Below are 26,876 nucleotides of genomic sequence, written 5' to 3'. Positions count from 1 at the left end.
TTAAGGGGGTAGAATCGCTTGGTTTTAGGGGGCAGCTTACACTGGATTTTCCAAGGCTCTTAATGGATGGATAAAAGAGGAACTGATGATAGACTACCGAATAGACAATTGTCGTTCGCGCGATCAGGTAAGAACTGTTTTAGAGAACTACATGGAATACTACAATAAGCAGCGCCTCTGTTTTGCTATTGGGTATGATACTCCCGTAGGCTATCGGAAGAGATATTACAAAGGTGAATTAGACAGAAAAGACACTTTTTCTAAGAGAGAACTATCCGAATTACCGAAATTTGTACAGAAGAGGAAAAATCATGCTGATAATCAAAAGGTTGAATAATGTGTCTACTTTTAAAAAGAAAAACTTGTGAAAATAGATGAGAATGTCTACTTTCGCAAAAGAGAAATTAAGGAAAAGTGTAGTATTGACTATTTTTAAAAATAGTATTAACTAAAGATTATTTTTAGTGTCTACTTTATAGAGCTGCTGCAACCGCTGCAATCTCGATTTGGATTTTCTTGATTTATCACTTGTTTTTGATTTGGATTTTCCGGACTTATTCATCTATTTCGGTTTGGATTTTCCAGAATATAGTGTATCTTTGTACTGAAACTGAAAGGAATAAATCGTATGGCACAATATTTTAAGAGACATATAGATGCATATCTGGAAGAATGGAAAGATAGTTCGAACAGGAAACCTTTATTGGTGAGAGGAGCCAGGCAGGTAGGAAAATCATCTGCCATACGGCATTTAGGGGAACACTTTAAATATTTTGTTGAGATCAACCTTGAACGCCAGAAGAATATAAAGCCACTGTTCGGAGAGAATCTGGATGTGAAAAAATTATGTAGTCAGCTTAGTGCCATTTATAACACGCCGATTATTCCCGGAGAAACCCTACTGTTCATAGATGAAATTCAGGAATCGCAACGCGCCATATCATCACTGCGCTATTTTTATGAAGATTATCCCGAACTGCACGTCACAGCAGCCGGGTCTCTGCTGGAATTTACGCTGAACGAATTGCCATCATTCGGTGTAGGAAGGATACGTTCCATGTATATGTACCCCTTCTCTTTTGACGAATTTCTGGAAGCTCAAGGACTTGGTTTGCAAACTGATTACAAACAGAATGAAACAGACTGCGAACATCCGCTTCCTGCACCACTACATGAGGAGATGATATCGCAACTTCGCTCTTACTATTTGGTGGGCGGTATGCCCGAAGCCGTGAGAATATGGGTGGAGACTGCCGATTATAATAAATGTTTCGTTGTACATAATGATATACTGGATACCTATCAGGATGATTTCAAGAAATATAAAACGCGGATCTCACCTTTGCTACTTTCGCAAACATTAAAGTCGGTAGCTCTGCAAGCCGGACAGAAGTTTGTCTACGCACAGGTGAGCGATGGTATTGACGGAACAGCGGTAAAAGAAGCACTATCTTTGCTGTCACTCGCCGGGCTGGTTACTCCCGTGACGCATACTGCTGCCAACGGCATCCCATTAGGAGCAGAAATCAATGAGAAATTCAGAAAATTCCTCTTCTTGGACGTCGGGCTTATGCAGTCTTTATTAGGTATTCAACCTATGGATATTCTCATTACCAATGAGACTGATTTTGTAAACAAAGGCGGAATGTCGGAAGTTTTTGCCGGATTGGAGTTGATGAAGTATGCCAGTTATCTAAAGAAAGCCGACTTGTATTATTGGCAACGCACAGAACGGAATGCACAAGCTGAAGTAGATTACGTAATCAGCAGAAAGGGTAAGATATATCCCATAGAAGTAAAAGCCAATAACTCCGGCAGCATGCAAAGCATGTATAAGTTCATGGAATTAAAAGGTTCCGATTATGGGATAAGGACAAGCCTTGAGCCCTTCTCTTCTTACGAAAAAGTAAAAGTAGTGCCCCTGTATGCGCTATCGAACAAAGTGCTACAAGAATAAGCCGGCATTTTTCAGCACCAAGTTCTTTTTTTATCGCCATTATAAAACTTTTCTTCAAAATTCCGGCAGGTGTTTTTAAGCATCTGCCCTGAAAAGCATGTACTTTCTGAATGATTGTATTTGAAAAAATACAATATATACCCTTTTTATATTTATGAAACAAGTAGCTATTGTAGGCATCCAAGGTGTGCCTGCAAGATACGGTGGCTTCGAGACTTTAGTGGAGAACATTATCGGTGATAACTGTTGCTCCGAAGTCCGTTATACCGTTTTTTGTAGTGGTAAGGATTATGCCACCCACATGAAAACCTACAAGGAAGCACAACTGAAATACGTCCCGCTATTCCATGCCAATGGGGCGCAAAGCACTCCATACGATATCCTGTCGATGCTTAAATGTCTGCGAGGCTATGATGCAGTAGTCATATTAGGCGTGTCGGGCTGCATTTTCCTACCCATATTCAGGCTATTGTATCGCAAGCGGCTAATAGTGAACATTGACGGACTGGAACACCGGAGAGCCAAATGGGGCAGATTTGCCAAGTGGTTTCTGCGGACAAGCGAGGCAATGGCAGTGCGCTATGCGGATGTAGTGATTACCGATAACAAAGGCATTCAGGACTATGTGACAAGTACCTATCACAAACACTCGGAACTGATAGCTTACGGCGGAAATCATGTATTAAGGGATGTACCAATGATGAGACAAAACGAAATATTAGAAAAATACGGGCTTATAAAAAAGGAATATGCCGTTTCTATTTGTCGCATTGAGCCTGAAAACAATTGTCACATTACGCTCGAGGCATTTGCGGAAGTGGGACAGAAACTGGTGTTTATAGGTAACTGGAAATATAGTACGTACGGAAAAGAGTTACAGAGAAAATACTCCAACTATCCGAATATATGTATGTTGAGCGCTGTATATGCTCTTGATGTCCTATACACATTAAGAAACAATGCAAGAGTCTATATCCATGGTCATAGTGCCGGAGGTACAAATCCATCATTGGTGGAAGCCATGTTTTTCGGCAAGCCGATTTTGGCATACGATGTGGTCTATAACCGGGAAACTACGGAAAACGAAGCTTGCTACTTCCAAAACTGCGAACAGTTGGTGAAGCTACTGCACGGAACAGAGGAAAGTGGAGAACTGCTGAAAGAAATTGCAGAAAGACGATATACATGGAAGTATATAGCAAAACAATATGAGGCATTATATGAATAAAAGAATCTTATCATTTCTTATTGGAGTAGCCACAATGATGTGCAACGGCATGAGTTGTGGCGCCCAAACACAAAGAGAATCGTACGTAGATATATTTTCCGGTGTGGAATTCAATTATCGGAATATATATTATAACAATAAATTGTATGACTTACTGATAAACCTGACTCCGGGTTTCAAGTGGCATCTCAAGCATCAATGGATGATAGCGGCAGAAGGATATGTTCCTATCTACAATGATTACGGAGAACGATACAAAAGAATACGGCTGAACATGGCCGTAGTGTCCAAAGAGGCGCAATGGGGCAAACAGTTCTTCAAGTTTAGCGGCGGATTGTTTGGCCGGGAACGATACGGAATAGACATGAAGTGGATGTACCCGATGAACCACTGGCTTGCCGTGGACGCACAAATAGGCTATACGGGATTTTGCTCGATGGCTGTGGACTGGGAATGCAGCAAGATGGAGAGGGTGACAGGATGGATAGGCGCAAGGATGTATATGAACAAACTGAATACAGAATTTCGCCTGCAAGGAGGAAGGTATATTTATGAGGACTATGGAGTGAGGGGGGAATGTATGCGACACTTCAAACATTGTACTGTAGGGGTGTATGCCCAATACAGCGATTGGGGCGAAGAAAATTTCGGCTTCAAGGTTGTTATGATGATTCCACCTTACAAACGGAAAATGCGAAAAATAAACTTTCGCCCGGCATCTAATTTCCGGTTGACTTACAACCTGCAGGCTGATCCTTACTCCATGCTAATGTACAGGACAGATCCGGAAGAAAATGAACGGGAAGGCAACTTCAACCGGAATTCACTGCAATGGGGAGCGAACAGGATGCCTGCCGATTTCTCCGAAAAGGAAGGAGGTAGTGGGAAATGAAAAATGAAGAATTAAAAATGAAGGATAAGGGGAGGCGTGTAAAATGGTTACTTGTCATGATATTTTTTGCTTTCCAGACAACTGCTGCCCAGCAATACACAGGTACAACCGGGCTTATTCATACTCCTTCGGCTGAAATTAATAAAGAGGGAACAGCGAGAATGGATGTTGATGGAAATTGGGAGAAAAAGACAGGATATTACTATCAGGACCGCTACTTCTCGCTAAAGTTGCGTCCGCTGAAAGAAGGTAAATATTGGCCGGCCATCGCCATAGGAACCAACGATCCGTATGGTACAAACGGGAAAAATAACAAGGCCGATGTTCCTGCGAATGAGGGAAAAAGTAATAATGGTGACGGGAAGAGCCAATATTTCTGCAATTACTACATAGCCGCTACCAAGCACTTTCCAATCAACAATCACCAAATCGGCATACATGCCGCCTACCGAAAGTGGAAACGCGACTATAACCGAAAATGGAACGGACTTGTAGGAGGCATTACTTATCAGCCCTCTTTTGCAAGGAACCTTCGGGTGATAGCAGAATATACAGGCGGTGATATCAATGTGGGTGCCGACTGCCTGCTATGGAAGCATCTATTGCTACAAACCTCCTTGCAGGATGGAAAATATTTCTCCGGAGGGGTTTGCTTCCAAATGAATTTATTCTAAAATTCATCATAATATAGGCGAAAAGTCTATCAAATCAATTAATAATTAACTAAAAAAGGAGACATGAAAATGAATTCAAATTTAAAGAAGTGGAGTGTTTTAACTCTCGTTGCAGCAGCAACAACTTTAGGACTCTTATCCTGCCATGACAAGGACGAAGAGAAAGTAGAGGTTCCGGTAGTAGAAGCCGTAACCCACAGTATTGGCGGCGTGGTGCTGACACCTGCCGAGGAAGCCGTCAGTGGCGCTAAAGTGACAGCAACTCTCGGAGACAAGACTTTGGAAGCCAGCACCGACGCACAAGGTAAGTTTGTGTTTGAGGATCTGGAAAAGGCCGGTACATACGCCTTGGCTTTCACTGCCGACGAACGAATAGATGCGAGTACGGAAGTCGTGATTGCCGATGATAAGAAATCGCATAACGAAAGTATCACCATCGTGATGGATAAAAAAGCGGTGGAGCAAAAAGTGACCGAAGAGGTAAAAGTAGAGATTAAAACCGACGAAGAAGCCCAAAAGGCTGCCGATGAAGCGACCCAACAGGAAAATGCAACCGAAGAGGCTAAAGAAGACTTGGCAGACGTAACCAAGGATCAGATTGTCCAGACGAAAGAAGAAGTAAAAGTAGAAGCATCGACCGAAGTGGCAGCGGAAGATGCGGAGGCTGCCGTAACAGTGGAAGTAGCCATTCCCGCCCAGACCGTGATGTACGTTAAGGACGAGACCGGCAAAGTGGTAGACGTGCCCGAAGATCTCACGATTACGATAGCACCTGTAGCCCATGTAGCTTCGGCAGAAGACAATACAACTGAATCACCGGCTTCGGCACCTGCTGTAGCCACCGTGGTTTGCGGTCCTGATGGACTTCAATTTGCTACTCCTGTTGACTTGACAGTTGCCAACCCGATGGGTGACGAAAGCTTTGAAGGTGCCGCACTTTATTATCTCAATCCGAAAACAAACCTATGGGAAAAAGAAACAGCGGAAGTAAAATTAACAGATGACGGTTACAAGACTCAGGTTACTCACTTTTCCGCTTACTCGGTAAAACTCCCGGAGATTGCCCCGACCATTACAACTGCCAGCGAAAACCTCACCGTAACAGGCGTTGACAACACACTCGGCTCAAAAACGCTGACTAATGTGGAAATTCCTTATACCGTGAAGCAAGGAGTAGAAACAAATGATATAAAATCGGCTTGCAGCGCCCAAGGATTGTCGGACACGAGCTTCCGCATGATTAAAAACATTGTGGCTAACCGTGTCGGTACAACTAAAGTTAATACCGAAGAGAAGACTTACAAAACCGGTATGAATTTACAGGTAGGTCAAGGTATACGTATCGTATCTGCATCCCAGGCACTGACCAACTACACTTGGAATTTTAAGGTAACTACTTCCAATGGGGTTAAAGTTGTGAAGGTCACCGCCAAAAAATATGGCGCGGCAAGCATCCAGATTCAAGGTTACAGCAGGGATCATACAGGTGGTTCAAACTAAAGACCAACAATTGTATGTATAATAAAAAGGCGCTCCAAATAATTGGGGCACCTTTTATATATCCGCCATTATGAACAACAATATATGATCTTTGGAATCTCCTTCCCTTACATTCAGGTGAAAGAATCCCTCTGTTTCCCTTGCATTTCACAGGAAAAAGCGCGATTTTTGCCCATCAAACCAATAATTCGTGATAAGCCATGCTCAGCAAGCTTAAATTAAACCAGCTTTATTTTAAAGATACGCAGTTTGCCAACCTGATGACGCGCCGCATTTTCAATGTCCTTCTGATAGCCAACCCATACGATGCTTTTATGCTGGAAGACGACGGGCGCATAGATGAAAAAATATTTAATGAATACACATCGCTCTCCCTGCGTTATCCTCCACGTTTTACCCAGGTATCCACCTGTGAAGAAGCGTTGGCACAACTTTCCACCGTACCGTTCGACCTCATCATCTGCATGCCGGGTACGGGAGATAACGACAGTTTCGATGTAGCACGCCACATCAAGAGCCTGTATGAACATATCCCCATGGTGATACTGACGCCTTTCAGTCACGGCATCACCAAGCGTATTGCCAATGAAGACTTGAGCCCCTTCGAATATATCTTCTGTTGGTTGGGAAATACCGATTTGCTGGTGTCTATCATCAAACTGATAGAGGACAAGATGAACCTGGAGCACGATGTAAACGAAGTCGGTGTACAAGTGATTCTGGTAGTGGAAGACGGTATCCGGTTCTACTCGTCTATCTTGCCCAACCTTTATAAATTCGTGCTGAAACAAAGCCAGGAATTCAGTACCGAAGCATTGAATGCCCACCAGCGGACACTGCGTATGCGTGGACGTCCGAAGATCGTGCTGGCGCGTACATACGAAGAAGCTATCGGTATCTACGAGAAATACAAGAATAATATATTAGGAGTGATTACCGATGTCCGCTTTCCACGCGTGGAACGTGGCGAAAAGGACGGACTGGCAGGTATCAAGCTGTGCGCAGCTATCCGTAAGGAAGATCCGTTCGTGCCACTCATCATCCAGTCGTCCGAATCGGAAAATGCACTGTATGCATCCAAATACGGTGCCGCCTTCATCGACAAGAACTCCAAGAAGATGGATGTGGACCTGCGCCGCATCGTATCGGACAACTTCGGTTTCGGCGATTTCATTTTCCGCAATCCCGATACGCTGGAAGAGATAGCCCGCGTAAAGAACCTGAAAGAATTGCAGAATATCCTCTTTGCCGTACCCGCTGAGTCGTTCCTCTACCATATCAGCCGTAACCACGTCAGCCGCTGGCTCTACTCACGCGCCATGTTCCCGGTGGCAGAGTTCCTGAAACCTATCACTTGGAACAGTCTGCAAGACGTGGATGCCCACCGCAAGATCATATTCGAAGCCATCGTAAAATACCGTAAGATGAAGAACCAAGGTGTGGTAGCCGTGTTCAAGCGTGACCGCTTCGACCGTTACTCCAACTTTGCCCGTATCGGTGATGGTTCATTGGGAGGCAAAGGCCGTGGACTGGCTTTTATTGACAACATGGTGAAGCATCATCCCGAATTTGAAGAGTTCGATAATGCCCGCGTTGCCATCCCTAAGACAGTAGTACTCTGTACCGATGTCTTCGACGAGTTCATGGAGACGAACAACCTGTATCAGGTAGCCCTCTCCGATGCTGATGACGACTTAATCCTGCGCTACTTCCTGAAAGCCAAACTACCCGACCGATTGGTGGAAGACTTCTTCACTTTCTTCGATGTAGTGAAATCACCGCTTGCCATCCGCTCGTCTTCCTTACTCGAAGATTCGCACTATCAGCCCTTCGCCGGAATCTATAATACTTATATGATTCCTTATCTGGATGATAAATACGAAATGCTCCGTATGCTGTCCGATGCCATCAAAGGTGTATATGCTTCGGTCTATTTCCGCGACAGCAAGGCGTATATGCAGGCCACAAGCAATGTCATCGATCAGGAGAAGATGGCTGTCATCCTGCAAGAGGTAGTCGGCAACCAATATGGCGACCGTTATTACCCCAATATGTCCGGCGTGGCACGTTCGCTCAACTATTACCCCATCGGTGATGAAAAGGCCGAAGAAGGTACAGTAAACCTCGCCCTCGGTCTTGGCAAGTACATCGTAGACGGTGGCATGACGCTCCGCTTCTCTCCTTATCATCCCAATCAAGTGTTACAAACCAGTGAAATGGAGATAGCCCTGAAAGAGACGCAAACCCGTTTCTATGCCCTCGATCTGCGCAATGCCGGACACGATTTCTCTATGGACGATGGCTTCAACCTGCTGAAACTGCACGTGAAAGAGGCGGAAAAGGATGGAGCACTGAACTATATAGCCTCTACCTACGATCCTTACGACCAGATTATCCGCGATGGTCTGTATCCCGGTGGACGCAAGGTAATCACTTTCGCCAACATCCTGCAACATGACGTTTTCCCGTTGGCACGCATCCTGCAACTGGTATTGAAGTATGGTGAGCAGGAAATGCGCCGCCCCGTCGAGATAGAGTTTGCCGCCACCATGAGCCGCGAACAAGATAAATCGGGCACTTTCTACTTGTTGCAAATACGTCCTATCGTAGACACCAAAGAAATGCTGGATGAAGACCTCACCGCCATACCGGATGAGAAAACCTTGCTCCGCTCCAACAACTCGCTGGGTCATGGCATTATGAACGATATCTATGACGTCATCTACGTGAAGACGGATGACTATAGCGCATCGCACAATCAGGAGATTGCCTGGGAGATAGAGAAGCTGAACCAGCAATTCCTGGACGAAGGGCAAAACTATGTCCTCGTCGGTCCCGGACGCTGGGGAAGTAGTGACACTTGGCTCGGCATCCCCGTGAAGTGGCCGCACATCAGCGCCGCCCGCGTCATTGTGGAAGCCGGACTGACGAATTACCGTGTAGACCCCAGTCAGGGAACCCATTTCTTCCAGAACCTAACATCTTTCGGCGTAGGGTATTTCACCATCAATGCATTTATGAACGACGGTGTATACAACCAGGAATTCCTGAATGCCCAACCTGCCGTACACGAGACGAAATACCTGCGGCACGTTCATTTCGAACAACCTGTAACAGTAAAGATGGATGGCAAGAAGAAGCTGGGAGTAGTACTGATGCCCGAAGAATAATTTCTGTTCTCATTCAAAGAGGATATGATTAGTGATGAACGTTCAGTTCTATCACCACCACCTCGCTGGGGGCAAACATGCGGATATTCTTATTGGAAGTCCCCAGACCATTGGTAATGATCATCGGTATTCCTTGGGAATTGCGCTTCAATCCGCCACGAAACCGCTGTCCGTAGTGCGAAGGAAGAATGGGAGCATAAAGCCCGAACAGCGTCACCTGCCCACCGTGTGTATGTCCGGCAAGGACAAGGTCGGTATTCGTTATGGCAACATCCTCGGCATAGTCGGGCGTATGCATCAGCAGAATCACGAAATCATCAGGTGAAAGGGCGAGCGTAGGAGATACACCATTCTTCTGCAGATCAAAAGGATTGCGCACGCCGGCTATCAGAATCTCCGCCCCGTCCCGCTTCAGTGTATCCACGCGGTGCTCCAGCAAATGAATGTTGTGTGCCTCCAATTGGCGCACAATGTCGGCATAACAGGCCTCATAATCGTTGTTGCCCAGCACCACGTAGGTGCCCATCGGCACTTTCACCGCCGCCAGGGCGGAGACGACAGGTGCCACATACTCACATCCCTCATGCAAGTCGCCACCCACCAGCAGCACGTCTGCCCGCTGGTCATTGAGCAAGCGGACCAGGTTCTCCAGACCTTTCTCCTTGAAAAGACTTTTGTAGTGCAAATCAGAAATAAAGGCAATGCGAAAACCGTCGAAAGCAGCAGGCACATCGGGGTGACTGAACTTGTACGTCCGTACCCGGCTGATGCCCCGGTAGCCGGAACCTGCCTTTGAAGAGGTTATTTCTGTATCGACGAGTCGGATACTGTCCGCTACCGAAGTCTCCGGCGGCAGAGAAGGAAGTACGTACAGGTTCGATCTACAAGAAGAGAGAAACAGTACTCCAAGAATCACATAGAGGAATTTCTTCATCATATACAAGCAGTATTTTCTTCATTACACAGACACAAAGATAGGCATTTTCAGTATCTTTGTTGCAAGAATCGGTAAACAAGCATTCACCCTAAACTAAAAACGGAAATATGAAAGAGATTAAACTGAATTCACCTTATGCCTGGTTTCTCGCCGCCCGTCCCAAGACCTTGACGGGAGCCATCATCCCCGTACTGCTGGGTAGTGCCCTGGCTTTCAGCGATGGGGAGTTCAAGACCCTGCCCGCCCTGCTGTGCGCCCTCTTCGCCTGCGGCATGCAAATTGCCGCAAATTTCATCAATGACCTTTTCGACTTTCAGAAAGGCACCGACCGTAAAGATCGTCTGGGTCCGCCACGTGCTTGCGCCGAAGGCTGGATTACTCCGGGAGCCATGAAACTTGGCATCGGCTGCGCATTGCTGCTGTCGTGCCTGGCAGGACTGGCACTGCTCTTCACCGTCTGGGGACAACTGCCCCACGGAGGCTGGGAACTGGTGGCGCTGGGAGTGGTATGTATCCTGTTTGCCTTTCTCTACACCACGCTGCTCTCCTATCTGGGCTGGGGCGATGTGCTGGTGCTGGTCTTCTTCGGCTTCGTGCCCGTCTGCGGCACCTACTACGTACAGGCCTACACGCTGAATATGGACGTGTTGGTACTGTCGCTCGTCAGCGGTCTGGCCATAGACACCCTGCTGATGGTGAACAACTACCGCGACCGCGAGCAAGATGCCGTGAGTGGCAAGTGTACACTGGTAGTGCGCTATGGCCGGAAGTTCGGTGAAAATATGTATTTAGGGCTGGGTATTGCCGCCACGCTGCTCTGCCTCTGGTTTGTAAATACCGGCCGACTGACGCTGATCGAGTTTATCTGGGCCCCCTGCGTCTACCTCTGCATGCACGCCCTGACGTGGCGCAAGATGGTGAACATCCGCAGCGGCAAAGGGCTGAACCGTATCCTGGGCGAAACTTCACGCAACATGCTATTCCTGGGCATACTGCTGGCCGTAGCACTGGCTGCATAAACGCAGCAGGCATTCGGATTCATCTCATGAGACTATTTAAGGTCGTCTCATGAGATAAATTATTACCTTTTGCCGTACATCTTCTCGTAATAGTGCTGGTAGTCGCCGCTGGTTACTTCTTCCACCCACGCCTGGTTATTCAGATACCACTCAATGGTCTTCACGATACCGTCTTCGAACTTCGTTTCGGGATACCAGCCCAGAGCAGCGGTAATCTTTGCCGGGTCGATGGCATAACGTTGGTCATGACCGAGACGATCCTTCACGAAAGTAATCAGGTCTTCATTAATCCAGCTGATGTCAATCTGACCATCTTCGTCTTTCGTCTTCTTCTTCAGGACTTCGCGATATTCGGGTTTCTCCGTCATCAGGCGGTGGATAGTGGCAATGGTCAGCTTCACAATTTCAAGGTTGGTCTTTTCGTTATGGCCACCTACGTTGTACACTTCACCTTCCACACCTTCGCGAACCACCAGGTCGATAGCTTTGCAATGGTCTTCTACATAGAGCCAGTCGCGCACATTGCTGCCGTCACCGTAGACAGGAAGTTTCTTTCCTTCCAGAATATTCTTGATGATAAGCGGAATCAACTTTTCGGGGAAGTGATACGGGCCGTAGTTATTGGAACAACGGGTAATGGTCACCGGCATTTTATAGGTATCATGGTAAGCCATAACCACCATGTCGGCACTGGTCTTGGAAGCACTGTACGGGCTATGCGGACAAAGCGGGGTTTGCTCCGTGAAGTAGCCGTCGGTACCCAACGAACCGTACACCTCGTCCGTAGACACCTGATGGTAGCGCACACCCTTGCGCCAGGTAGGATAGCCATTCTCATCCTTACCCGTCACCCAAGCACGGCGGGCTGCATCCAGCAGGTTCTGCGTACCCAGAATATTAGTAACGAGAAAAAGCTGCGGGTTCTCAATACTGCGGTCTACGTGACTCTCGGCAGCAAAATTCACCACATAGTCAAATTTAAATTTGGCAAACAACTCGTCAGCAAGTATCCGGTCGCAGATGTCACCTTTTACAAAGAAACAGCGTTCGTCATCAATGTCTTTAGCGATGGTTCCAAGGTTTCCGGCATAGGTTAAAGCATCAAGTATCACAAGCTGCACGTCATCATGCTTTGCCAGGATGTACTTGATATAGTTGGCGCCGATAAATCCGGCAGCACCGGTTACAAGATAAGTCTTCATTTATTTATGATTTATAATTTATGATTTATGATATTCTCAGCGGTGTGAATTGGCAAGTTCCATCAGGTAGGTGCCATATTCTGTTTTGCCAAGTTGTTCACCAAGACGGTAAAGCTGGTCGGCATCTATCCAACCCTTGCGCCAAGCTATCTCTTCGATGCAGCTGACGCGGAAACCTTGACGGTTCTGTATGGTAGCCACAAAGTTGCTTGCTTCCAGCAAACTGTCGCAGTTTCCGGTATCGAGCCATGCGAAACCACGACCGAAGATTTCTACTTTTAACGTGCCCTCGTCCAGATACAGCCGGTTCAGGTCCGTGATTTCATATTCGCCACGGGCGGAAGGTTTCAGGGCAGCAGCTTTGGCAGTAACGGTAGAGTCGTAGAAATACAGACCGGGCACTGCATAGTTGCTCTTGGGCTGTGCAGGTTTCTCTTCGAGGGAAATCGCTTTTCCGTCGGCATCAAACTCCACCACACCATAAGCACGCGGATCCTTCACATAATAACCGAAGATACACGCACCTTTTTCAATAGAGGCAGCACGTTTCAGCATGGCAGAAAAGCCCTGTCCGTAGAACATGTTATCACCCAGAATGAGACATCCCGGCTCACCGTTCAGAAACTCGGCCCCCAACACGAAAGCCTGAGCCAATCCGTTAGGCTGCTCTTGTATCTTATAAGAAAAAGACATTCCAAGCTCTTCACCCGTACCCAGCAATTCGCGAAACATGGGCAAGTCACGTGGAGTGGAGATAATCAGCACTTCGCGTATCCCCGCCAACATAAGCGTGGAAAGCGGATAATAAATCATTGGCTTGTCATAAACCGGCATAATCTGCTTGGAAATAGCCTTAGATAAGGGGTAAAGACGGGTGGCGCTACCACCGGCAAGAATAATTCCTTTCATATTTCAGTTCTTTTTTCGGTTGATACAAATATAGAATAAAATAAGAAGGAGGACAACGCCCCACGGCTCTCGGTGATCTATTCAGGCTACAAAGATAATGCAAACGGAATGCAGTACAAAATAATTTAAATTATTTTTAGGAGCTTTCTCACCCTGCCAATTCTATCACTTCAAGGTCCTTGAACACTCCGTTATCCACAATAAAGCGCACCATGGTACGTACTTTATGGAATCCGGAGATACCTGCAGCACCAGGATTGATGTGCAGCATATCAAGTGTTTTGTCATACTTTACCTTTAGTATATGGGAGTGTCCGCTGATGAAAAGCTTAGGCGGATGCACCAAGATACTGCCTCGTATGGAGGGATCATAATTGCCGGGATAACCGCCGATATGCTTTATCAAGACCTCGGCACCATCGACCGTGAAGCGGTTGATTTGCGGATAGACCTGACGGATGTCTTGCCCGTCGATGTTACCATACACGGCACGGAAAGGACGGAATGTCTCCAGCTTCCGGGCCACCTCCAGCGAACCGATGTCACCGGCATGCCAGATTTCATCACACGTCTCAAAATATTGCAGATATTTTTCATCCCAATAGCCGTGTGTATCGGATAATAAACCAACTTTTGTCATCTTTCTTTTGTTTATCTGTGCAAAGGTAACTATATTTGGGCAAATCTTGATGAAACCATGGAAAACCAATATCAATATTTTAAACGGGACATCAGTTGGCTGTCATTCAACTACCGTGTCCTGCTGGAAGCGGAAGATGATACTCTTCCACTATACGAACGCATTAACTTTATATCCATTTATTCTTCCAACTTGGAGGAATTCTACAAAATACGCGTTGCCGACCATAAGGCAATAGCTACCGGTGCCGCACAAAGTGACGAGGAAACAGTACAATCGACCATCGAACTGGTAGACGCAATCAATCTTGAAGTAAACCGCCAGATGGAGGACCGTATCCGCATCTATGAACAGAAAATACTTCCTGCCCTGAAGAAAAACCATATCATCTTTTATCAGAGCCGCAACGTAGAACCGTTTCATCGTGACTTTGTACGACGTTTTTTCCGGGAAGAAATCTTCCCTTTCCTGCAGCCCGTACCTGTTTCCAAAGATAAGGTTATCTCCTTCCTGCGAGACAACCGCCTGTATCTGGCCGTCCGCCTTCACCTGAAAGGATTGCCGCCCGGTGCTCCCGGACGTACGCAGTACTTCGTGATGAAGCAACCTTACAGCAAAGTACCCCGTTTCATCGAACTACCCAAAGTGGGGAACAACTATTACCTGATGTTCATCGAAGATATCATCAAGGCCAATCTGGATGTGATCTTTCCTGGTTATGATGTGGACAGCAGTTATTGTATCAAGATTTCGCGCGATGCGGATATACTGATAGACGATGCCGCCAATACTTCCGAAATCATAGAACAGGTGAAGACCAAGGTGAAAAAGCGCAAGATAGGAGATGTCTGCCGTTTTGTGTACGACCGTGCCATGCCGCAGGACTTCCTCGACTACCTGATAGATGCTTTCCATATCGACCGCCGCGAACTGGTTCCAGGGGATAAGCACCTGAATCTGGAAGACTTACGACATCTGCCCAATCCGAATCCGAATATCCATCCCATCCGGAAACCGCAACCGATGAAGCTGACATGCCTCAACGAACGGGAGTCCATTTTTCAATATGTAGAGAAGAAGGATCTGTTATTGCATTACCCTTACCACTCTTTCGAGCACTTCATCCACTTCCTGTACGAGGCGGTGCACGAACCTACCGTACGCGAAATCATGGTAACCCAATACCGGGTGGCGGAAAACTCCGCTGTTATCAACACCCTGATAGCTGCCGCCCAGAATGGGAAGAAAGTCACAGTCTTCGTGGAACTGAAAGCCCGCTTCGATGAAGAAAATAACCTTGCCACCGCCGAAATGATGAAAGCATCGGGTATCAATATTATATATAGTATACCCAAATTAAAAGTACATGCCAAAGTTGCCCTCGTCTTGCGCCGTGACAAAGAGGATAAAAAACTGACCAGCTATGCGTATATCAGCACCGGGAATTTCAATGAAAAGACCGCCACACTGTATGCCGACAGCGGACTCTTCACCTGCAATCCCATCATCGTCAACGACCTTCACAATCTGTTCCGCACCTTACGGGGGAAAGAGAATCCTGTATTCCACCGGTTACTGGTGGCACGCTTCAACCTGATACCGGAACTGAACCGCCTCATCGATCATGAAATGGAACTGGCAAGGAAGGGTAAGAAAGGCCGGATCATTCTTAAAATGAACGCGCTACAGGACCCCACCATGATAGACCGCCTGTATGAGGCCTCACAGGCCGGTGTGGAAATAGACCTGATCGTACGCGGCATTTGCTGCCTGATACCGGGACAGAAATACAGTCGTAACATTCGTGTAACACGTATTGTGGATACATTTCTGGAACATGCCCGTATATGGTACTTTGGTAATGGTGGCAATCCGAAGCTCTTCCTCGGTTCACCGGACTGGATGCGGCGTAACCTGTACCGCCGCATTGAAGCCGTGACCCCTATACTGGACCCCGATGCCAAGCAAGAACTGATAGACATGCTCTCCATCCAGCTTTCAGACAAGCGCAAAGCCTGTTTTGTGGATGAAAATTTGCATAACTGCTGGAAATCGGCCCATCCGCTGAAAGAAAAAGTACGTTCGCAGTATACCTTTTATGAATACCTGAAAGAGAAGATTGAATAGTTTTGTAACATTTCTGTAATATGTATGACACCTCGCTGCAACACGGTTTCCGTTCCTTTGCAGCCAGAAATAAAATACATCATTATGGAAACTATTTATCTATGCATTGTCATCTTCCTGTTCGTCCTTGCGGTGTTCGACCTCATCGTGGGCGTCAGTAATGATGCAGTCAATTTTCTCCAATCGTCAGTCGGCGCAAAGGCTGCATCTTTCAAAACCGTATTGTTTATCGCCGGTATAGGCGTATTCATCGGTGCAGCATTGTCCAACGGCATGATGGATATTGCACGGCACGGCATCTATCAGCCACAGCACTTTTATTTTGCCGAAATCATGTGTATCCTACTTGCCGTGATGCTAACGGACGTAGTCTTACTGGATGTCTTCAACACAATGGGTATGCCTACTTCCACTACCGTGTCTATGGTATTCGAGCTACTCGGAGGAACATTCGCCCTGGCGCTCATCAAAGTAAACAGTAGCGACACACTGGGGCTTGGTGATCTCATCAACACAGACAAAGCCCTATCCGTCATTATGGCCATCTTCGTCTCCGTCGCCATTGCTTTCTTCTTCGGTATGCTGGTACAATGGCTGGCACGTGTAATATTCACTTTCAACTACAAAAAGAGGATGAAATACAGCATTGGTATCTTCGGAGGTATTGCTGTTACATCCATCATCTACTTTATGCTGATAAAGGGGTTGAAAGACAGTTCATTCATGACTGCTGACAACAAACAGTGGATACAGGATAACACGGCAATGCTGATCGGTAGCTGTTTCATTTTCTTCACGATACTCATGCAGGTGTTGCACTGGCTCAAAGTAAATGTATTCAAAGTAGTGGTGCTGCTGGGTACTTTCGCACTGGCACTCGCCTTTGCCGGCAATGACCTCGTAAACTTTATAGGTGTACCCTTAGCCGGTTATTCCTCTTTCATAGACTTTACCACCAACGGAGCAGGCAGTTCGCCGGACGGTTTTCTGATGACTTCACTCCTCGGCCCGGCCAAGACACCGTGGTATTTCCTCTTTGGAGCAGGTGTCATCATGGTATATGCCCTTTGTACTTCTAAAAAAGCGCACAATGTAATCAAAACCTCCGTCGACCTTGCCCGTCAGGATGAAGGGGAAGAAAACTTCGGAAGTACCCCTATCGCCCGTACACTGGTACGCTTCAGTATGACATTATCCAACGGAATATCCAAAGTAATGCCCGAAGGCACGAAACGCTGGCTCGATACCCGCTTCCGTAAAGACGAGGCCATCATTGCCGATGGTGCAGCTTTCGACTTGGTTCGCGCTTCGGTAAATCTGGTACTGGCCGGCCTGCTCATTGCTTTAGGTACTTCATTGAAACTTCCTCTTTCCACCACTTACGTAACATTCATGGTTGCCATGGGTACCTCACTTGCCGACCGGGCCTGGGGACGTGACTCTGCCGTATTCCGTATAACAGGAGTACTCAGTGTAATCGGTGGCTGGTTCATCACTGCCGGTGCGGCATTCACCATCTGTTTCTTTGTAGCTATGGTTATCCATTTCGGAGGCACGTTTGCTATCATAGCACTGATCGGCCTGGCAATATTCACACTGATCCGCAGCCAGGTAATGTACAAGAAACGCAAAGCCAAAGAAAAGGGTAATGAGACCATCAAACAGCTGATGCAGAGTAATAACAATACAGAAATCCTGGATTTGCTGCGCAAGCATACCCGCGAAGAACTGGTTAAGATATTGGAGTTCACAGAAGAGAACTTCGAACGCACGGTTACTGCTTTCTTGCATGAGAACCTGCGCGGCCTGCGTCGTGCCATGGGATCGGTAAAATTTGAGAAACAACTCATTAAACAAATGAAACGTACAGGTACTCTTGCGATGTGCCGTTTAGACAATAACACCGTATTAGAAAAAGGTCTTTACTTTTATCAGGGCAATGATTTTGCCAGCGAACTGGTTTACAGTATCGGACGCCTCTGCGAACCCTGTCTGGAACACATCGACAATAATTTCAAGCCATTGGATACCATCCAGAAAGGTGAATTCTCTGATGTAACGGAAGATATCGTTTACTTACTACAGATCTGCCGCCATAAGATGGAGAACAATGATTATGAGGATTTTGAAAATGAACTTCGGAAAGCGAATGATCTGAACGGACAGCTGTCGCACCTGAAACGGGAAGAATTACAACGCATCCAAACTCAATCCGGCAGTATCAAAGTCAGCATGGTATATCTGACAATGATACAGGAAGCACAAAATGTTGTTACTTACACTATTAACCTGATGAAGGTAAGCCGTAAGTTCCAACTGACAGATGGGGAGTAGCTACGAGTGACAAACTACGAGTGACGAGTAACTGCGCGGTGACAGGAGAGAGCGAGTAACTGCGCAACTACTCGTCACTCGTAGCTCGTAACTTGTAGCTGATTCCCATTTTTGCTGCCCGTTTCATCATAAAAGCCCGTGCCGCTTCGTATTCATTGGGAATCACCCCATCCAGAATGGCATCTTTAATGGCACTTTTCAAAGCCCCCACTTCCCGGCAGGGTTCCAGATTGAAAGTTTCCATAATCTCTTCTCCACTGACAGGCGGTTGGAAATTGCGGACTCGGTCACGCTCTTCAAGGTCTTTCAACTTCTGGCGTACCAACTGGAAGTTATTCAGGAATCGCTGCTTACGCTCCATATTTTTAGAAGTGATATCAGCTTCACACAATGTCATCAAATCATCAATATCATCTCCGGCTTCAAAAAGAAGACGGCGGACAGCAGAATCGGTTACCACATCATCCGCTATCACAATAGGGCGCATATGCAGACTCACCAACTTCTGTACATACTTCATCTTCTCATTCATCGGCAGCTTCATCTTCCGGAAAATCTCAGGAACCATCTTCTCACCAATAAAATTATGATTATGGAAAGTCCAGCCCGCACGAGGCTCCCAACGTTTAGTGGCGGGTTTGGCTATATCATGCAGCAGTGCAGCCCACCGTAACCAAAGATTATCCGTTTTACGACTGATGTTATCGAGTACTTCCAATGTGTGATAGAAATTGTCCTTATGTGCCCGCCCATTACGTGTTTCCACACCTTGAAGGGCAGCCAGTTCCGGAAAAATCAGGGACAACAAACCGGAACGGTCCAAATCTATAAACCCTTTAGAGGGAATCGGAGAAAGTATTATCTTATTAAGTTCATCGGCAATACGCTCCTTGGAGATAATGGATATACGCCCACAGTTGCGGCACAAAGACTCAAATGTAGTATCATCAATATAAAAGTTCAGCTGAGTGGCAAAACGGATGCACCGCATCATGCGCAATGGGTCGTCACTAAATGTAATATCCGGGTCAAGAGGAGTACGGATTGTTTTTTCTTTCAGATCTTCTATACCACCGAAAGGGTCTACCAATTCTCCGAACCGGCTCTGATTCAGGCAGACAGCCAATGCATTGATAGTAAAATCCCGCCGATTCTGATCGTCTTCCAATGTACCGTCTTCAACGATGGGCTTACGGGAGTCGCGCTGATAAGACTCCTTACGTGCACCAACAAACTCCACTTCTATACCACGGTATTTTACTTGTGCGGTACCAAAATTCTTAAACAGGGCTACGTGTGCTCCACGTCCCAAGCGTTTACCCAGCGCTTCGGCCATCTCTATACCACTACCTACTACTACAACATCAATATCCTTAGAAGGGCGTTGCAGGAAAATATCGCGCACATATCCGCCGACTACATAACATTCCAATCCCAATTCATCTGCTGTCTCGGATATCCGTTTGAATATATCGTCGCTGAAATGCTGTTTCAGTTCTTCTGCCGTCAATTCTATCATACTATACTTTTTAAAATAATTATTTAGTTTTCATTGGAGAAAGTAGCACTGTTTTTGGTCTATATTCCCGGCCTCTCCTCTCTCCATTCTTATCTGATCCCTATCATCTCCGTAGTTACTCCATGTCTATACACTTGGACTTGGTATGGAGTTGGTACGGGCTTGATACGGAGTTGGTACGGCCCGGGTATCAGATTGTTCTAAATTTCCGATATCTCCGGAAAACTAAAATACTATTTATCTATTTTCAGAGTGCAAAGATACGGATATTATTTCTAATTTTGTCCTCACTAACAGAACAACAGTAATTATGAAGAAAGTGACGCTTCTTGCGTGCCTCTGCTGCACGCTCTTATCTTGTGAAAATGTAGAGAAGAAAGCAGGTGAGAAACTGCAAACAGCCCGCGCAGCCTTCGAACGGGGAGACTTTAGCGAAGCAAAGATGCAGATAGATAGCATTAAAATACTATATCCCAAAGCTTTTGAAACCCGCCGGGAGGGCATCGGATTGATGCAACAAGTGGAACTGAAGGAGCAAGAAAAAACACTTGTTTACCTGGATAGCCTGCTTCAACAAAAACAAGGAGAACTGGATGCCCTGAAGGGTAAATTCACACTTGAAAAAGATGCCGAATATCAACAAATAGGTAACTATTTGCACCCTTCACAAGTTATAGAGAAAAATCTGCATCGTTCCTATCTACGTTTCCAAGTGAATGAAACCGGGCAAATGAGCATGACTTCCATTTATTGCGGTCCCAGCAATATTCACCATGTAGGCGTAAAAGTGGTCGCCCCTGATGGCAGTTTTGCTGAGACACCTGCTTCCAAAGATGGTTATGAAACCACCGATTTGGGAGAAAAAATAGAAAAGGCGGACTTCAAAATGGGAGAAGATGGTAATGTAATAGGATTCCTTTACTTGAATAAGGACAAGAATATCAAAGTGAACTATCAAGGCGAACGCTCCTACTCCACTACTATGTCTCCGATAGACCGCCAGGCATTGGCAGGGGTTTATGAACTGGCACAGATACTTTCATCCATCACTCAGATAAAAAAAGAGATGGAAGAGGCGAACTTGAAGGTAGAATTCGTGAAACGAAAGATGCAGGAAAGAGAAGAAACAGAACAAGGAAAATAAACACGTAGACGATAACAAAGTAACAATAGTGATTAATTTGAATATTGGCTGAAACATATTTATCGCACAAGGTGAAGGCATAAAATAATGAGCGCGGGACAACTACATTATGAAGTCATCCCGCGCTCATTATAGTATAATTTATGCTATGAAAATTCTGTTACCACTGCAATTGCGGCAGGAACTTGCTCAGGCAAGTACGCAATGCGCTCAACGTAATGGGTTTCACCAATACTTCCGAAGCACCGGCAGCCATTGCATTTTCACGGTCAGCCGTAAAAGCATAGGCAGTCTGCATAATGATAGGAAGTTCTTTCTCTTCTTCGCGGATAATCTTTGTCGCTTCCAGACCATTCATAATAGGCATTTTGATATCCATAAGGATAGCAGCTGTCTTTCCACGGTTCTCTTTGAACAGACCAACCATCTCTTCACCGTTCTTTGCCCACAATATCTCGCATTTCTTGCCAATAATAGCTTTTATCAATTTAAAGTTGCTATCATCGTCTTCCGCTACCAGTATGAGCGGACGGTAATCTTCCGATAAATTCACTGTTTCCATGACCAAGGTGTTTTGTTTATACGAGGCAAAGATACTAAAAATAATATAAATGCATTATCTTTTGACCAAAGATAAACTGCATCCCAACATAAAAAATGGACGGGTTCATTTTATTCTATTCCTAGTTTGTACTATCTTTGCGCCTCAATTTAAAAATAGAGTATGATTTCAATAGACGGACTGGCCGTAGAATTTGGCGGCACCACCTTATTCAGTGATATCTCCTTCGTTATTAATGAAAAAGACCGCATCGCCCTGATGGGAAAGAACGGAGCGGGGAAAAGTACCTTACTGAAAATTCTGGCAGGAGTACGCCAACCTACCCGGGGTAAGATTTCAGCACCCAAAGACAGTGTAATCGCTTATCTGCCACAGCACCTGATGACGGAAGACGGACGGACTGTATTTCAGGAAACAGCACAGGCTTTCTCGCATCTGCATGAAATGGAAGCAGAGATAGAACGCCTCAACAAGGAGTTGGAAACACGTACCGATTATGAAAGCGACAGTTATATGGAACTAATCGAAACGGTTTCTGCCCTGAGTGAGAAATTCTACTCCATCGACTCCACCAACTATGAGGAAGATGTGGAAAAAGCTTTGTTAGGACTCGGCTTCACACGCGAAGACTTTGACCGTCAGACCAGTGACTTCAGCGGTGGATGGCGTATGCGCATCGAACTTGCCAAGTTGCTGCTGCAGAAACCAGATGTGTTGTTGCTGGATGAGCCTACCAATCACCTCGATATTGAAAGTATCCAGTGGCTGGAAGATTTCCTCATCAATAATGGTAAGGCTGTCATCGTCATCAGCCACGACCGTAAATTTGTGGATAACATCACTACCCGTACTATTGAGGTGACAATGGGACGGATTTATGACTATAAAGTAAATTACTCCAAATATCTGGAACTCCGCAAAGAACGTCGCGAACAACAGCAAAAGGCGTATGACGAACAACAGAAGTTCATAGCCGAAACCAAAGACTTCATCGAACGCTTCAAAGGCACTTATTCCAAAACTCTGCAAGTGCAAAGCCGCGTAAAGATGCTGGAGAAACTGGAAATCCTGGAAGTGGATGAGGAAGATACTTCGGCATTGCGGCTGAAGTTCCCGCCATCACCACGCTCAGGTAACTATCCTGTAATCATGGAAAACGTGGGCAAAACCTATGGTGACCATGTAGTATTCAAGAATGCTACGCTGACTGTGGAACGAGGAGACAAATTAGCCTTTGTCGGTAAAAACGGTGAGGGTAAGTCTACGCTGGTGAAGTGTATCATGAAAGAGATTGAGCACGACGGTACACTGACACTAGGACACAATGTACAGATCGGCTATTTCGCACAGAACCAAGCGTCTATGTTGGATGAGAACCTTACGGTATTCCAAACGATTGACGATGTGGCAAAAGGTGAAATACGTAACAAGATACGCGACTTGCTGGGTGCTTTTATGTTTGGCGGCCCTGAACAATCCATGAAAAAGGTAAAAGTGCTTTCCGGTGGAGAACGCACCCGGCTTGCTATGATTAAGTTGCTGCTGGAACCGGTGAACCTGCTGATTCTGGATGAGCCGACAAACCACCTGGACATGAAAACTAAAGATATCCTGAAGCAGGCTCTGCTGGATTTTGATGGTACACTGATCGTTGTAAGCCACGACCGTGACTTCTTGGACGGGCTGGTTACCAAGGTCTATGAATTCGGTAATAAACAAGTGAAAGAACACCTGAGCGGTATCTACGAATTCCTGGAAAAGAAGAAAATGGAGTCGCTCCGCGAACTGGAAAGGTAAACGTTCCTTAACAGGGCTTCAGCAACTTTTCTTGCGTCATAGTGTTTTATTTCCATAAACCTTTAACTACGAGAATAATGAAACGATATGACGCAATAATAATAGGATTTGGCAAAGGTGGAAAATTACTGGCAGCCGAATTAGCCAACCGCAACTGGAAAGTGGCGGTTATAGAACGTTCCCCTGAAATGTACGGTGGAACTTGTATAAACGTAGGATGCATCCCTACCAAAACCATGATACACGAAGCAGAATTTGCTGAGCGTATCTACCAGAATGATTATGAAAAACAGTCCAAGTTATATTCTCTTGCCCTGAAACGCAAAGATAAGTTGGTCATGTACCTACGGGAAAAGAATGTCGAGAGTCTGACAGGCAACCCTAATATCACATTGTATGACGGAACCGCTTCTTTTGTATGCGAAGATACGGTGAAAGTAACTCTTGCATCCGGAAAGGATGAAAAATCTTTCGAACTGGAAGGAAAAGAAATATTTATCAATACCGGTTCTATACCTATCCTGCCGGATCTAGACGGATTAAGAGATAGTAAATATGTATATACCAGTGAAACATTACTCCATGCAGATGTTCTTCCCCAACATTTACTAATCATAGGCAGTGGTGCCATCGGACTGGAATTCGCAACCATGTATGCCGGATTCGGCAGTAAGGTCACTATTCTGGAAGCCGGTAAACGTTTCCTGCCAAAAGCAGACCGGGAGATTGCCGAATACATGCAGGAAAGTTTAAAAAGGAAAAATATAGAGATACGCCTGAATGCCCGCGTGCAGTCATTGCATGATACAGCAGACGGTATCACAGCTGCCTATACGGATGCCTCGGACGATACACCTTATTTTCTGGAAGGAGATGCCCTGCTCATTGCAACAGGCCGTAAACCGATGATAGATGATCTGCATCTGGAAAAAGCCAGAGTACAAGTCAACGCACAGGGAGCAATAATTGTAAATGAACAATTACGCACTACTGTACCACATATCTGGGCTTTGGGGGATGTGAGAGGCGGAGAAATGTATGATTACCTTTCCATCGATGACTCCCGCATTATCCTGAATCATTTATTCGGTAATAAGGAACGATCTATCAACGACCGCAATCCTGTGCCTTACGCCATCTTCACAGATCCTCCGATGGCACATATCGGTCTGACAGAGGAAGATGCTGTGAAACGAGGTTATCCTATCAAGATATCACGTTTGCCAGCCTCAGCTATTCCGCGTGCGCGTACTTTGCAGAATATGGATGGCATGTTGAAAGCTATCGTAAATACGGATACAGAGAAAATTCTGGGCTGTTCCCTCTTTTGTGTGAATGCACCGGAACTTATTAATCTGGTAGCGTTTGCCATAAAGACCGGACAGAAATCTTCAGCTTTACGTAGCTTTATATTCACCCATCCCAGTATGAGTGAAGGTTTAAATGGATTATTCAAGGCTTTTTAATAACTAACATTTGGTAATTAAGCCGTTAACCTCTATCTTTGTCCGCAATTAGAAAATTAAGATGCAGAAGAAACGGTATATAACATTTTTCCTAATGTTCATCAGCATGGTCATGCTGGTAGTGCCGGTTATTCCTCATCACCACCACAACAACGGGTTGATATGCATGAAGAATGATATAGCCCCCGATTGTTGCGGACAACAACACAACTCGGATAACGAACATTGCTGTTGCGATACGGGATGTGTAACGACTCACTTCTTCCAGCAAACTCCCAGCTCGGACAATGGATGGGCACATCCGGACTTTCCGCTGGTTATTACATTGTTTTCCGAACCACTCCTCCGATTATTAGTCCTACCCGAAGAAAGCGGGCAAAGACAGGACTGCATATACCAGGAATCACTTCATGGCACGTATCTTACACGTGCCACAGGACTTCGCGCACCTCCGTGTGTTCTTACTTTATCGTAAAGTCTGCAACTTTATTGCAGGCTTTTATCTCTAATTTTGCACACTGATAAAAGTAAGAACATAAAAATATCATCATGAAAAAAATTCTTTTTATGGGAGTCATGGGTCTATTCCTATTGGGTTCCTGCAATAGTAAATCCGGCGACGGACACGAAGGTCATAATCATGAAACAGAAAAGCATGAGCACGAAGGTTGCGAGCATGATCATGAGGGCGAAGACCACAATCACGAAGGTGACGACCACGATGGACATGACCACGGTGAAGTAGCAGCAGCCGGACATAGCGACGAAATCATTCTGCCCCCCGCAAAGGCGCAGGCTGCCGGAGTAAAATCCAATGTTGTAGAACCGGGAATTTTCCATCAAGTTATAAAAACCAGCGGCCAGGTAATGGCAGCACAGGGAGATGAGAGTGTTGCTGTAGCAACCGTAGCAGGCGTGGTATCTTTCCGCGGAAAGATTATTGAAGGCATGAGTGTCAGTAAAGGAGCACCGCTGGTTATATTGTCTTCTAAAAATATGGCGGATGGTGATCCGGTAGAACGGGCGCGCATCGCCTATGAAGTTTCCAAGAAAGAATACGAGCGTATGAAAGCCCTCGTAGGAAATAAGATTGTTTCTGAAAAGGATTTCGCTCAGGCTGAACAAGCGTATGAGAATGCACGTATCAGCTACGAAGCCGTAGCCAAAAACAGTTCGGCAAGCGGGCAAGCCGTGGTTTCCCCCATCAGTGGATATGTAAAAAGCCTGTTAGTGAAAGAAGGCGATTACGTAGCGGTGGGACAACCGTTAGTCAGCATTACGCAAAACCGCAAATTATTCTTGCGTGCTGACGTTTCAGAGAAATATTACCAATATCTTCGTACTATTGGTTCTGCTAACTTCTGTACTCCTTATAATAATAAGGTATACGCATTGAAAGACTTAGACGGACGTCTTCTCTCTTATGGCAAAGCCTCGGGTGGAGACGGTGGATATTATGTACCTGTAACCTTTGAGTTTGACAACAAAGGTGATATCATCCCCGGTTCCTTTGTAGAAATCTTCTTATTGTCTTCCCCTATAGAAAATGTAATATCCCTACCCCATTCAGCATTGACTGAAGAACAAGGCAGTTTCTTTGTCTACCTGCAACTGGATGAAGAAGGATATAAGAAACAACTCGTGACTCTTGGAGCCGATAACGGTGAAAGCGTACAGATTCTCTCAGGTGTAAAAGCAGGAGACCGCGTGGTAACCGAAGGAGCTTATCAAGTGAAACTGGCAAGCGCTACAAATGCAATACCGGCACACAGTCACGAACACTAAAAAAACAGTGGTAA

Annotated in this window: 21 protein-coding genes; 15 read left to right on the top strand and 6 right to left on the bottom strand. The window is 45.8% G+C overall.

The window, feature by feature from the left end:
* Positions 1-70 precede the first annotated feature (70 nt).
* The 7 genes from DW182_RS16780 (at position 71) to DW182_RS16750 (ending at position 9,421) form a co-directional block, all read left to right on the top strand.
* Positions 71-337, top strand: a complete 267-nt coding sequence (locus DW182_RS16780) for an IS3 family transposase (protein WP_255421301.1) — start codon at positions 71-73, stop codon at positions 335-337.
* A 291-nt stretch (positions 338-628) separates the two neighbouring features.
* Positions 629-1,957 (top strand): ATP-binding protein, encoded by a 1,329-nt coding sequence (locus DW182_RS16775; RefSeq protein WP_118296243.1) that lies wholly within the window; start codon positions 629-631, stop codon positions 1,955-1,957.
* 154 nt (positions 1,958-2,111) lie between these two features.
* The gene (locus DW182_RS16770; protein ID WP_118296242.1) at positions 2,112-3,185 is read left to right on the top strand and encodes a DUF1972 domain-containing protein; all 1,074 of its coding nucleotides are present in this window, start codon (positions 2,112-2,114) and stop codon (positions 3,183-3,185) included.
* 34 nt (positions 3,186-3,219) lie between these two features.
* The gene (locus DW182_RS16765; RefSeq protein WP_233564176.1) at positions 3,220-4,077 is read left to right on the top strand and encodes a YjbH domain-containing protein; all 858 of its coding nucleotides are present in this window, start codon (positions 3,220-3,222) and stop codon (positions 4,075-4,077) included.
* Positions 4,074-4,751: a YjbH domain-containing protein gene (locus DW182_RS16760; RefSeq protein ID WP_370449825.1), complete on the top strand. Its 678-nt coding sequence runs from the start codon at positions 4,074-4,076 to the stop codon at positions 4,749-4,751. Before DW182_RS16765 ends, DW182_RS16760 begins: the two co-directional genes overlap by 4 nt.
* Positions 4,752-4,820: 69 nt before the next feature.
* A complete protein-coding gene (locus DW182_RS16755; RefSeq protein ID WP_158580813.1) occupies positions 4,821-6,251 on the top strand; it encodes a carboxypeptidase regulatory-like domain-containing protein in 1,431 nt (476 codons plus the stop codon).
* A 200-nt stretch (positions 6,252-6,451) separates the two neighbouring features.
* Positions 6,452-9,421 (top strand): PEP/pyruvate-binding domain-containing protein, encoded by a 2,970-nt coding sequence (locus DW182_RS16750; RefSeq protein WP_117692377.1) that lies wholly within the window; start codon positions 6,452-6,454, stop codon positions 9,419-9,421.
* 28 nt (positions 9,422-9,449) lie between these two features.
* On the opposite strand, the gene DW182_RS16745 is transcribed toward DW182_RS16750, so the two are convergent.
* A complete protein-coding gene (locus DW182_RS16745) occupies positions 9,450-10,358 on the bottom strand; it encodes a metallophosphoesterase (RefSeq protein ID WP_007667870.1) in 909 nt (302 codons plus the stop codon).
* 107 nt (positions 10,359-10,465) lie between these two features.
* Between DW182_RS16745 and menA the strand changes: the two genes are divergently transcribed.
* Positions 10,466-11,377: a 1,4-dihydroxy-2-naphthoate octaprenyltransferase gene (gene menA / locus DW182_RS16740; protein ID WP_118296239.1), complete on the top strand. Its 912-nt coding sequence runs from the start codon at positions 10,466-10,468 to the stop codon at positions 11,375-11,377.
* A 62-nt stretch (positions 11,378-11,439) separates the two neighbouring features.
* On the opposite strand, the gene rfbB is transcribed toward menA, so the two are convergent.
* The 3 genes from rfbB to DW182_RS16725 all read right to left on the bottom strand — a co-directional run bounded on the left by rfbB (position 11,440) and on the right by DW182_RS16725 (position 14,128).
* The gene (gene rfbB, locus DW182_RS16735; RefSeq protein ID WP_118296238.1) at positions 11,440-12,579 is read right to left on the bottom strand and encodes a dTDP-glucose 4,6-dehydratase; all 1,140 of its coding nucleotides are present in this window, start codon (positions 12,577-12,579) and stop codon (positions 11,440-11,442) included.
* Between the two features lie 36 nt (positions 12,580-12,615).
* Positions 12,616-13,488, bottom strand: a complete 873-nt coding sequence (gene rfbA / locus DW182_RS16730; RefSeq protein ID WP_115503592.1) for a glucose-1-phosphate thymidylyltransferase RfbA — start codon at positions 13,486-13,488, stop codon at positions 12,616-12,618.
* 148 nt (positions 13,489-13,636) lie between these two features.
* Positions 13,637-14,128, bottom strand: coding sequence for a metallophosphoesterase (locus DW182_RS16725; protein WP_118296237.1), 492 nt, complete (start codon positions 14,126-14,128; stop codon positions 13,637-13,639).
* A gap of 57 nt (positions 14,129-14,185) precedes the next feature.
* On the opposite strand from DW182_RS16725, the gene DW182_RS16720 reads away from it, so the two are divergent.
* Entirely contained in the window at positions 14,186-16,255 is a 2,070-nt protein-coding gene (locus DW182_RS16720) for an RNA degradosome polyphosphate kinase (RefSeq protein ID WP_118216589.1), read from the top strand.
* A gap of 84 nt (positions 16,256-16,339) precedes the next feature.
* Positions 16,340-18,589 carry an inorganic phosphate transporter gene (locus tag DW182_RS16715; RefSeq protein ID WP_118296251.1) on the top strand — a complete coding sequence of 750 codons (2,250 nt, stop codon included), beginning with the start codon at positions 16,340-16,342 and terminating at the stop codon, positions 18,587-18,589.
* Positions 18,590-18,656: 67 nt separating this feature from the next.
* Here the strand turns inward: DW182_RS16715 and DW182_RS16710 are convergent, their stop codons facing one another.
* Positions 18,657-20,108: a CCA tRNA nucleotidyltransferase gene (locus tag DW182_RS16710; RefSeq protein WP_115503589.1), complete on the bottom strand. Its 1,452-nt coding sequence runs from the start codon at positions 20,106-20,108 to the stop codon at positions 18,657-18,659.
* A 310-nt stretch (positions 20,109-20,418) separates the two neighbouring features.
* On the opposite strand from DW182_RS16710, the gene DW182_RS16705 reads away from it, so the two are divergent.
* On the top strand, positions 20,419-21,252 hold the full coding sequence (locus DW182_RS16705; RefSeq protein ID WP_118296236.1) for a hypothetical protein: 834 nt from the start codon (positions 20,419-20,421) through the stop codon (positions 21,250-21,252).
* 160 nt (positions 21,253-21,412) lie between these two features.
* Here the strand turns inward: DW182_RS16705 and DW182_RS16700 are convergent, their stop codons facing one another.
* Positions 21,413-21,814, bottom strand: a complete 402-nt coding sequence (locus DW182_RS16700; protein ID WP_118296235.1) for a response regulator — start codon at positions 21,812-21,814, stop codon at positions 21,413-21,415.
* Positions 21,815-21,976: 162 nt separating this feature from the next.
* Here DW182_RS16700 and DW182_RS16695 point away from each other — a divergent pair, with 162 nt between their 5' ends.
* The 4 genes from DW182_RS16695 to DW182_RS16680 all read left to right on the top strand — a co-directional run bounded on the left by DW182_RS16695 (position 21,977) and on the right by DW182_RS16680 (position 26,862).
* Positions 21,977-23,611 (top strand): ABC-F family ATP-binding cassette domain-containing protein, encoded by a 1,635-nt coding sequence (locus DW182_RS16695; protein WP_007667901.1) that lies wholly within the window; start codon positions 21,977-21,979, stop codon positions 23,609-23,611.
* A gap of 77 nt (positions 23,612-23,688) precedes the next feature.
* A complete protein-coding gene (locus DW182_RS16690) occupies positions 23,689-25,077 on the top strand; it encodes an FAD-dependent oxidoreductase (protein WP_118296234.1) in 1,389 nt (462 codons plus the stop codon).
* A 61-nt stretch (positions 25,078-25,138) separates the two neighbouring features.
* The gene (locus tag DW182_RS16685) at positions 25,139-25,552 is read left to right on the top strand and encodes a DUF6769 family protein (protein WP_021967327.1); all 414 of its coding nucleotides are present in this window, start codon (positions 25,139-25,141) and stop codon (positions 25,550-25,552) included.
* A gap of 74 nt (positions 25,553-25,626) precedes the next feature.
* A complete protein-coding gene (locus tag DW182_RS16680; RefSeq protein WP_118296233.1) occupies positions 25,627-26,862 on the top strand; it encodes an efflux RND transporter periplasmic adaptor subunit in 1,236 nt (411 codons plus the stop codon).
* Positions 26,863-26,876 lie beyond the last annotated feature (14 nt).

It is taken from the genome of Bacteroides sp. AM16-24 (assembly GCF_003471885.1).
GTDB lineage: Bacteria > Bacteroidota > Bacteroidia > Bacteroidales > Bacteroidaceae > Bacteroides.
Note: the sequence above shows the minus strand (reverse complement) of the source record. Positions and strands in the feature narration are given on the sequence as shown.

Bases quoted from the DNA above. Each gene is read 5' to 3' on its own strand.
- DW182_RS16715 (WP_118296251.1), top strand. From the start codon at position 16,340: ATGGAAACTATTTATCTATGCATTGTCATCTTCCTGTTCGTCCTTGCG.
- DW182_RS16725 (WP_118296237.1), bottom strand. From the start codon at position 14,128: ATGACAAAAGTTGGTTTATTATCCGATACACACGGCTATTGGGATGAA.
- DW182_RS16765 (WP_233564176.1), top strand. From the start codon at position 3,220: ATGATGTGCAACGGCATGAGTTGTGGCGCCCAAACACAAAGAGAATCG.
- DW182_RS16685 (WP_021967327.1), top strand. From the start codon at position 25,139: ATGCAGAAGAAACGGTATATAACATTTTTCCTAATGTTCATCAGCATG.
- rfbB (WP_118296238.1), bottom strand. From the start codon at position 12,579: ATGAAGACTTATCTTGTAACCGGTGCTGCCGGATTTATCGGCGCCAAC.
- DW182_RS16760 (WP_370449825.1), top strand. From the start codon at position 4,074: ATGAAAAATGAAGAATTAAAAATGAAGGATAAGGGGAGGCGTGTAAAA.
- DW182_RS16710 (WP_115503589.1), bottom strand. From the start codon at position 20,108: ATGATAGAATTGACGGCAGAAGAACTGAAACAGCATTTCAGCGACGAT.
- DW182_RS16755 (WP_158580813.1), top strand. From the start codon at position 4,821: ATGAATTCAAATTTAAAGAAGTGGAGTGTTTTAACTCTCGTTGCAGCA.
- menA (WP_118296239.1), top strand. From the start codon at position 10,466: ATGAAAGAGATTAAACTGAATTCACCTTATGCCTGGTTTCTCGCCGCC.
- DW182_RS16695 (WP_007667901.1), top strand. From the start codon at position 21,977: ATGATTTCAATAGACGGACTGGCCGTAGAATTTGGCGGCACCACCTTA.
- DW182_RS16680 (WP_118296233.1), top strand. From the start codon at position 25,627: ATGAAAAAAATTCTTTTTATGGGAGTCATGGGTCTATTCCTATTGGGT.
- DW182_RS16750 (WP_117692377.1), top strand. From the start codon at position 6,452: ATGCTCAGCAAGCTTAAATTAAACCAGCTTTATTTTAAAGATACGCAG.
- DW182_RS16775 (WP_118296243.1), top strand. From the start codon at position 629: ATGGCACAATATTTTAAGAGACATATAGATGCATATCTGGAAGAATGG.
- DW182_RS16720 (WP_118216589.1), top strand. From the start codon at position 14,186: ATGGAAAACCAATATCAATATTTTAAACGGGACATCAGTTGGCTGTCA.
- DW182_RS16745 (WP_007667870.1), bottom strand. From the start codon at position 10,358: ATGATGAAGAAATTCCTCTATGTGATTCTTGGAGTACTGTTTCTCTCT.
- rfbA (WP_115503592.1), bottom strand. From the start codon at position 13,488: ATGAAAGGAATTATTCTTGCCGGTGGTAGCGCCACCCGTCTTTACCCC.
- DW182_RS16770 (WP_118296242.1), top strand. From the start codon at position 2,112: ATGAAACAAGTAGCTATTGTAGGCATCCAAGGTGTGCCTGCAAGATAC.
- DW182_RS16700 (WP_118296235.1), bottom strand. From the start codon at position 21,814: ATGGAAACAGTGAATTTATCGGAAGATTACCGTCCGCTCATACTGGTA.
- DW182_RS16690 (WP_118296234.1), top strand. From the start codon at position 23,689: ATGAAACGATATGACGCAATAATAATAGGATTTGGCAAAGGTGGAAAA.
- DW182_RS16705 (WP_118296236.1), top strand. From the start codon at position 20,419: ATGAAGAAAGTGACGCTTCTTGCGTGCCTCTGCTGCACGCTCTTATCT.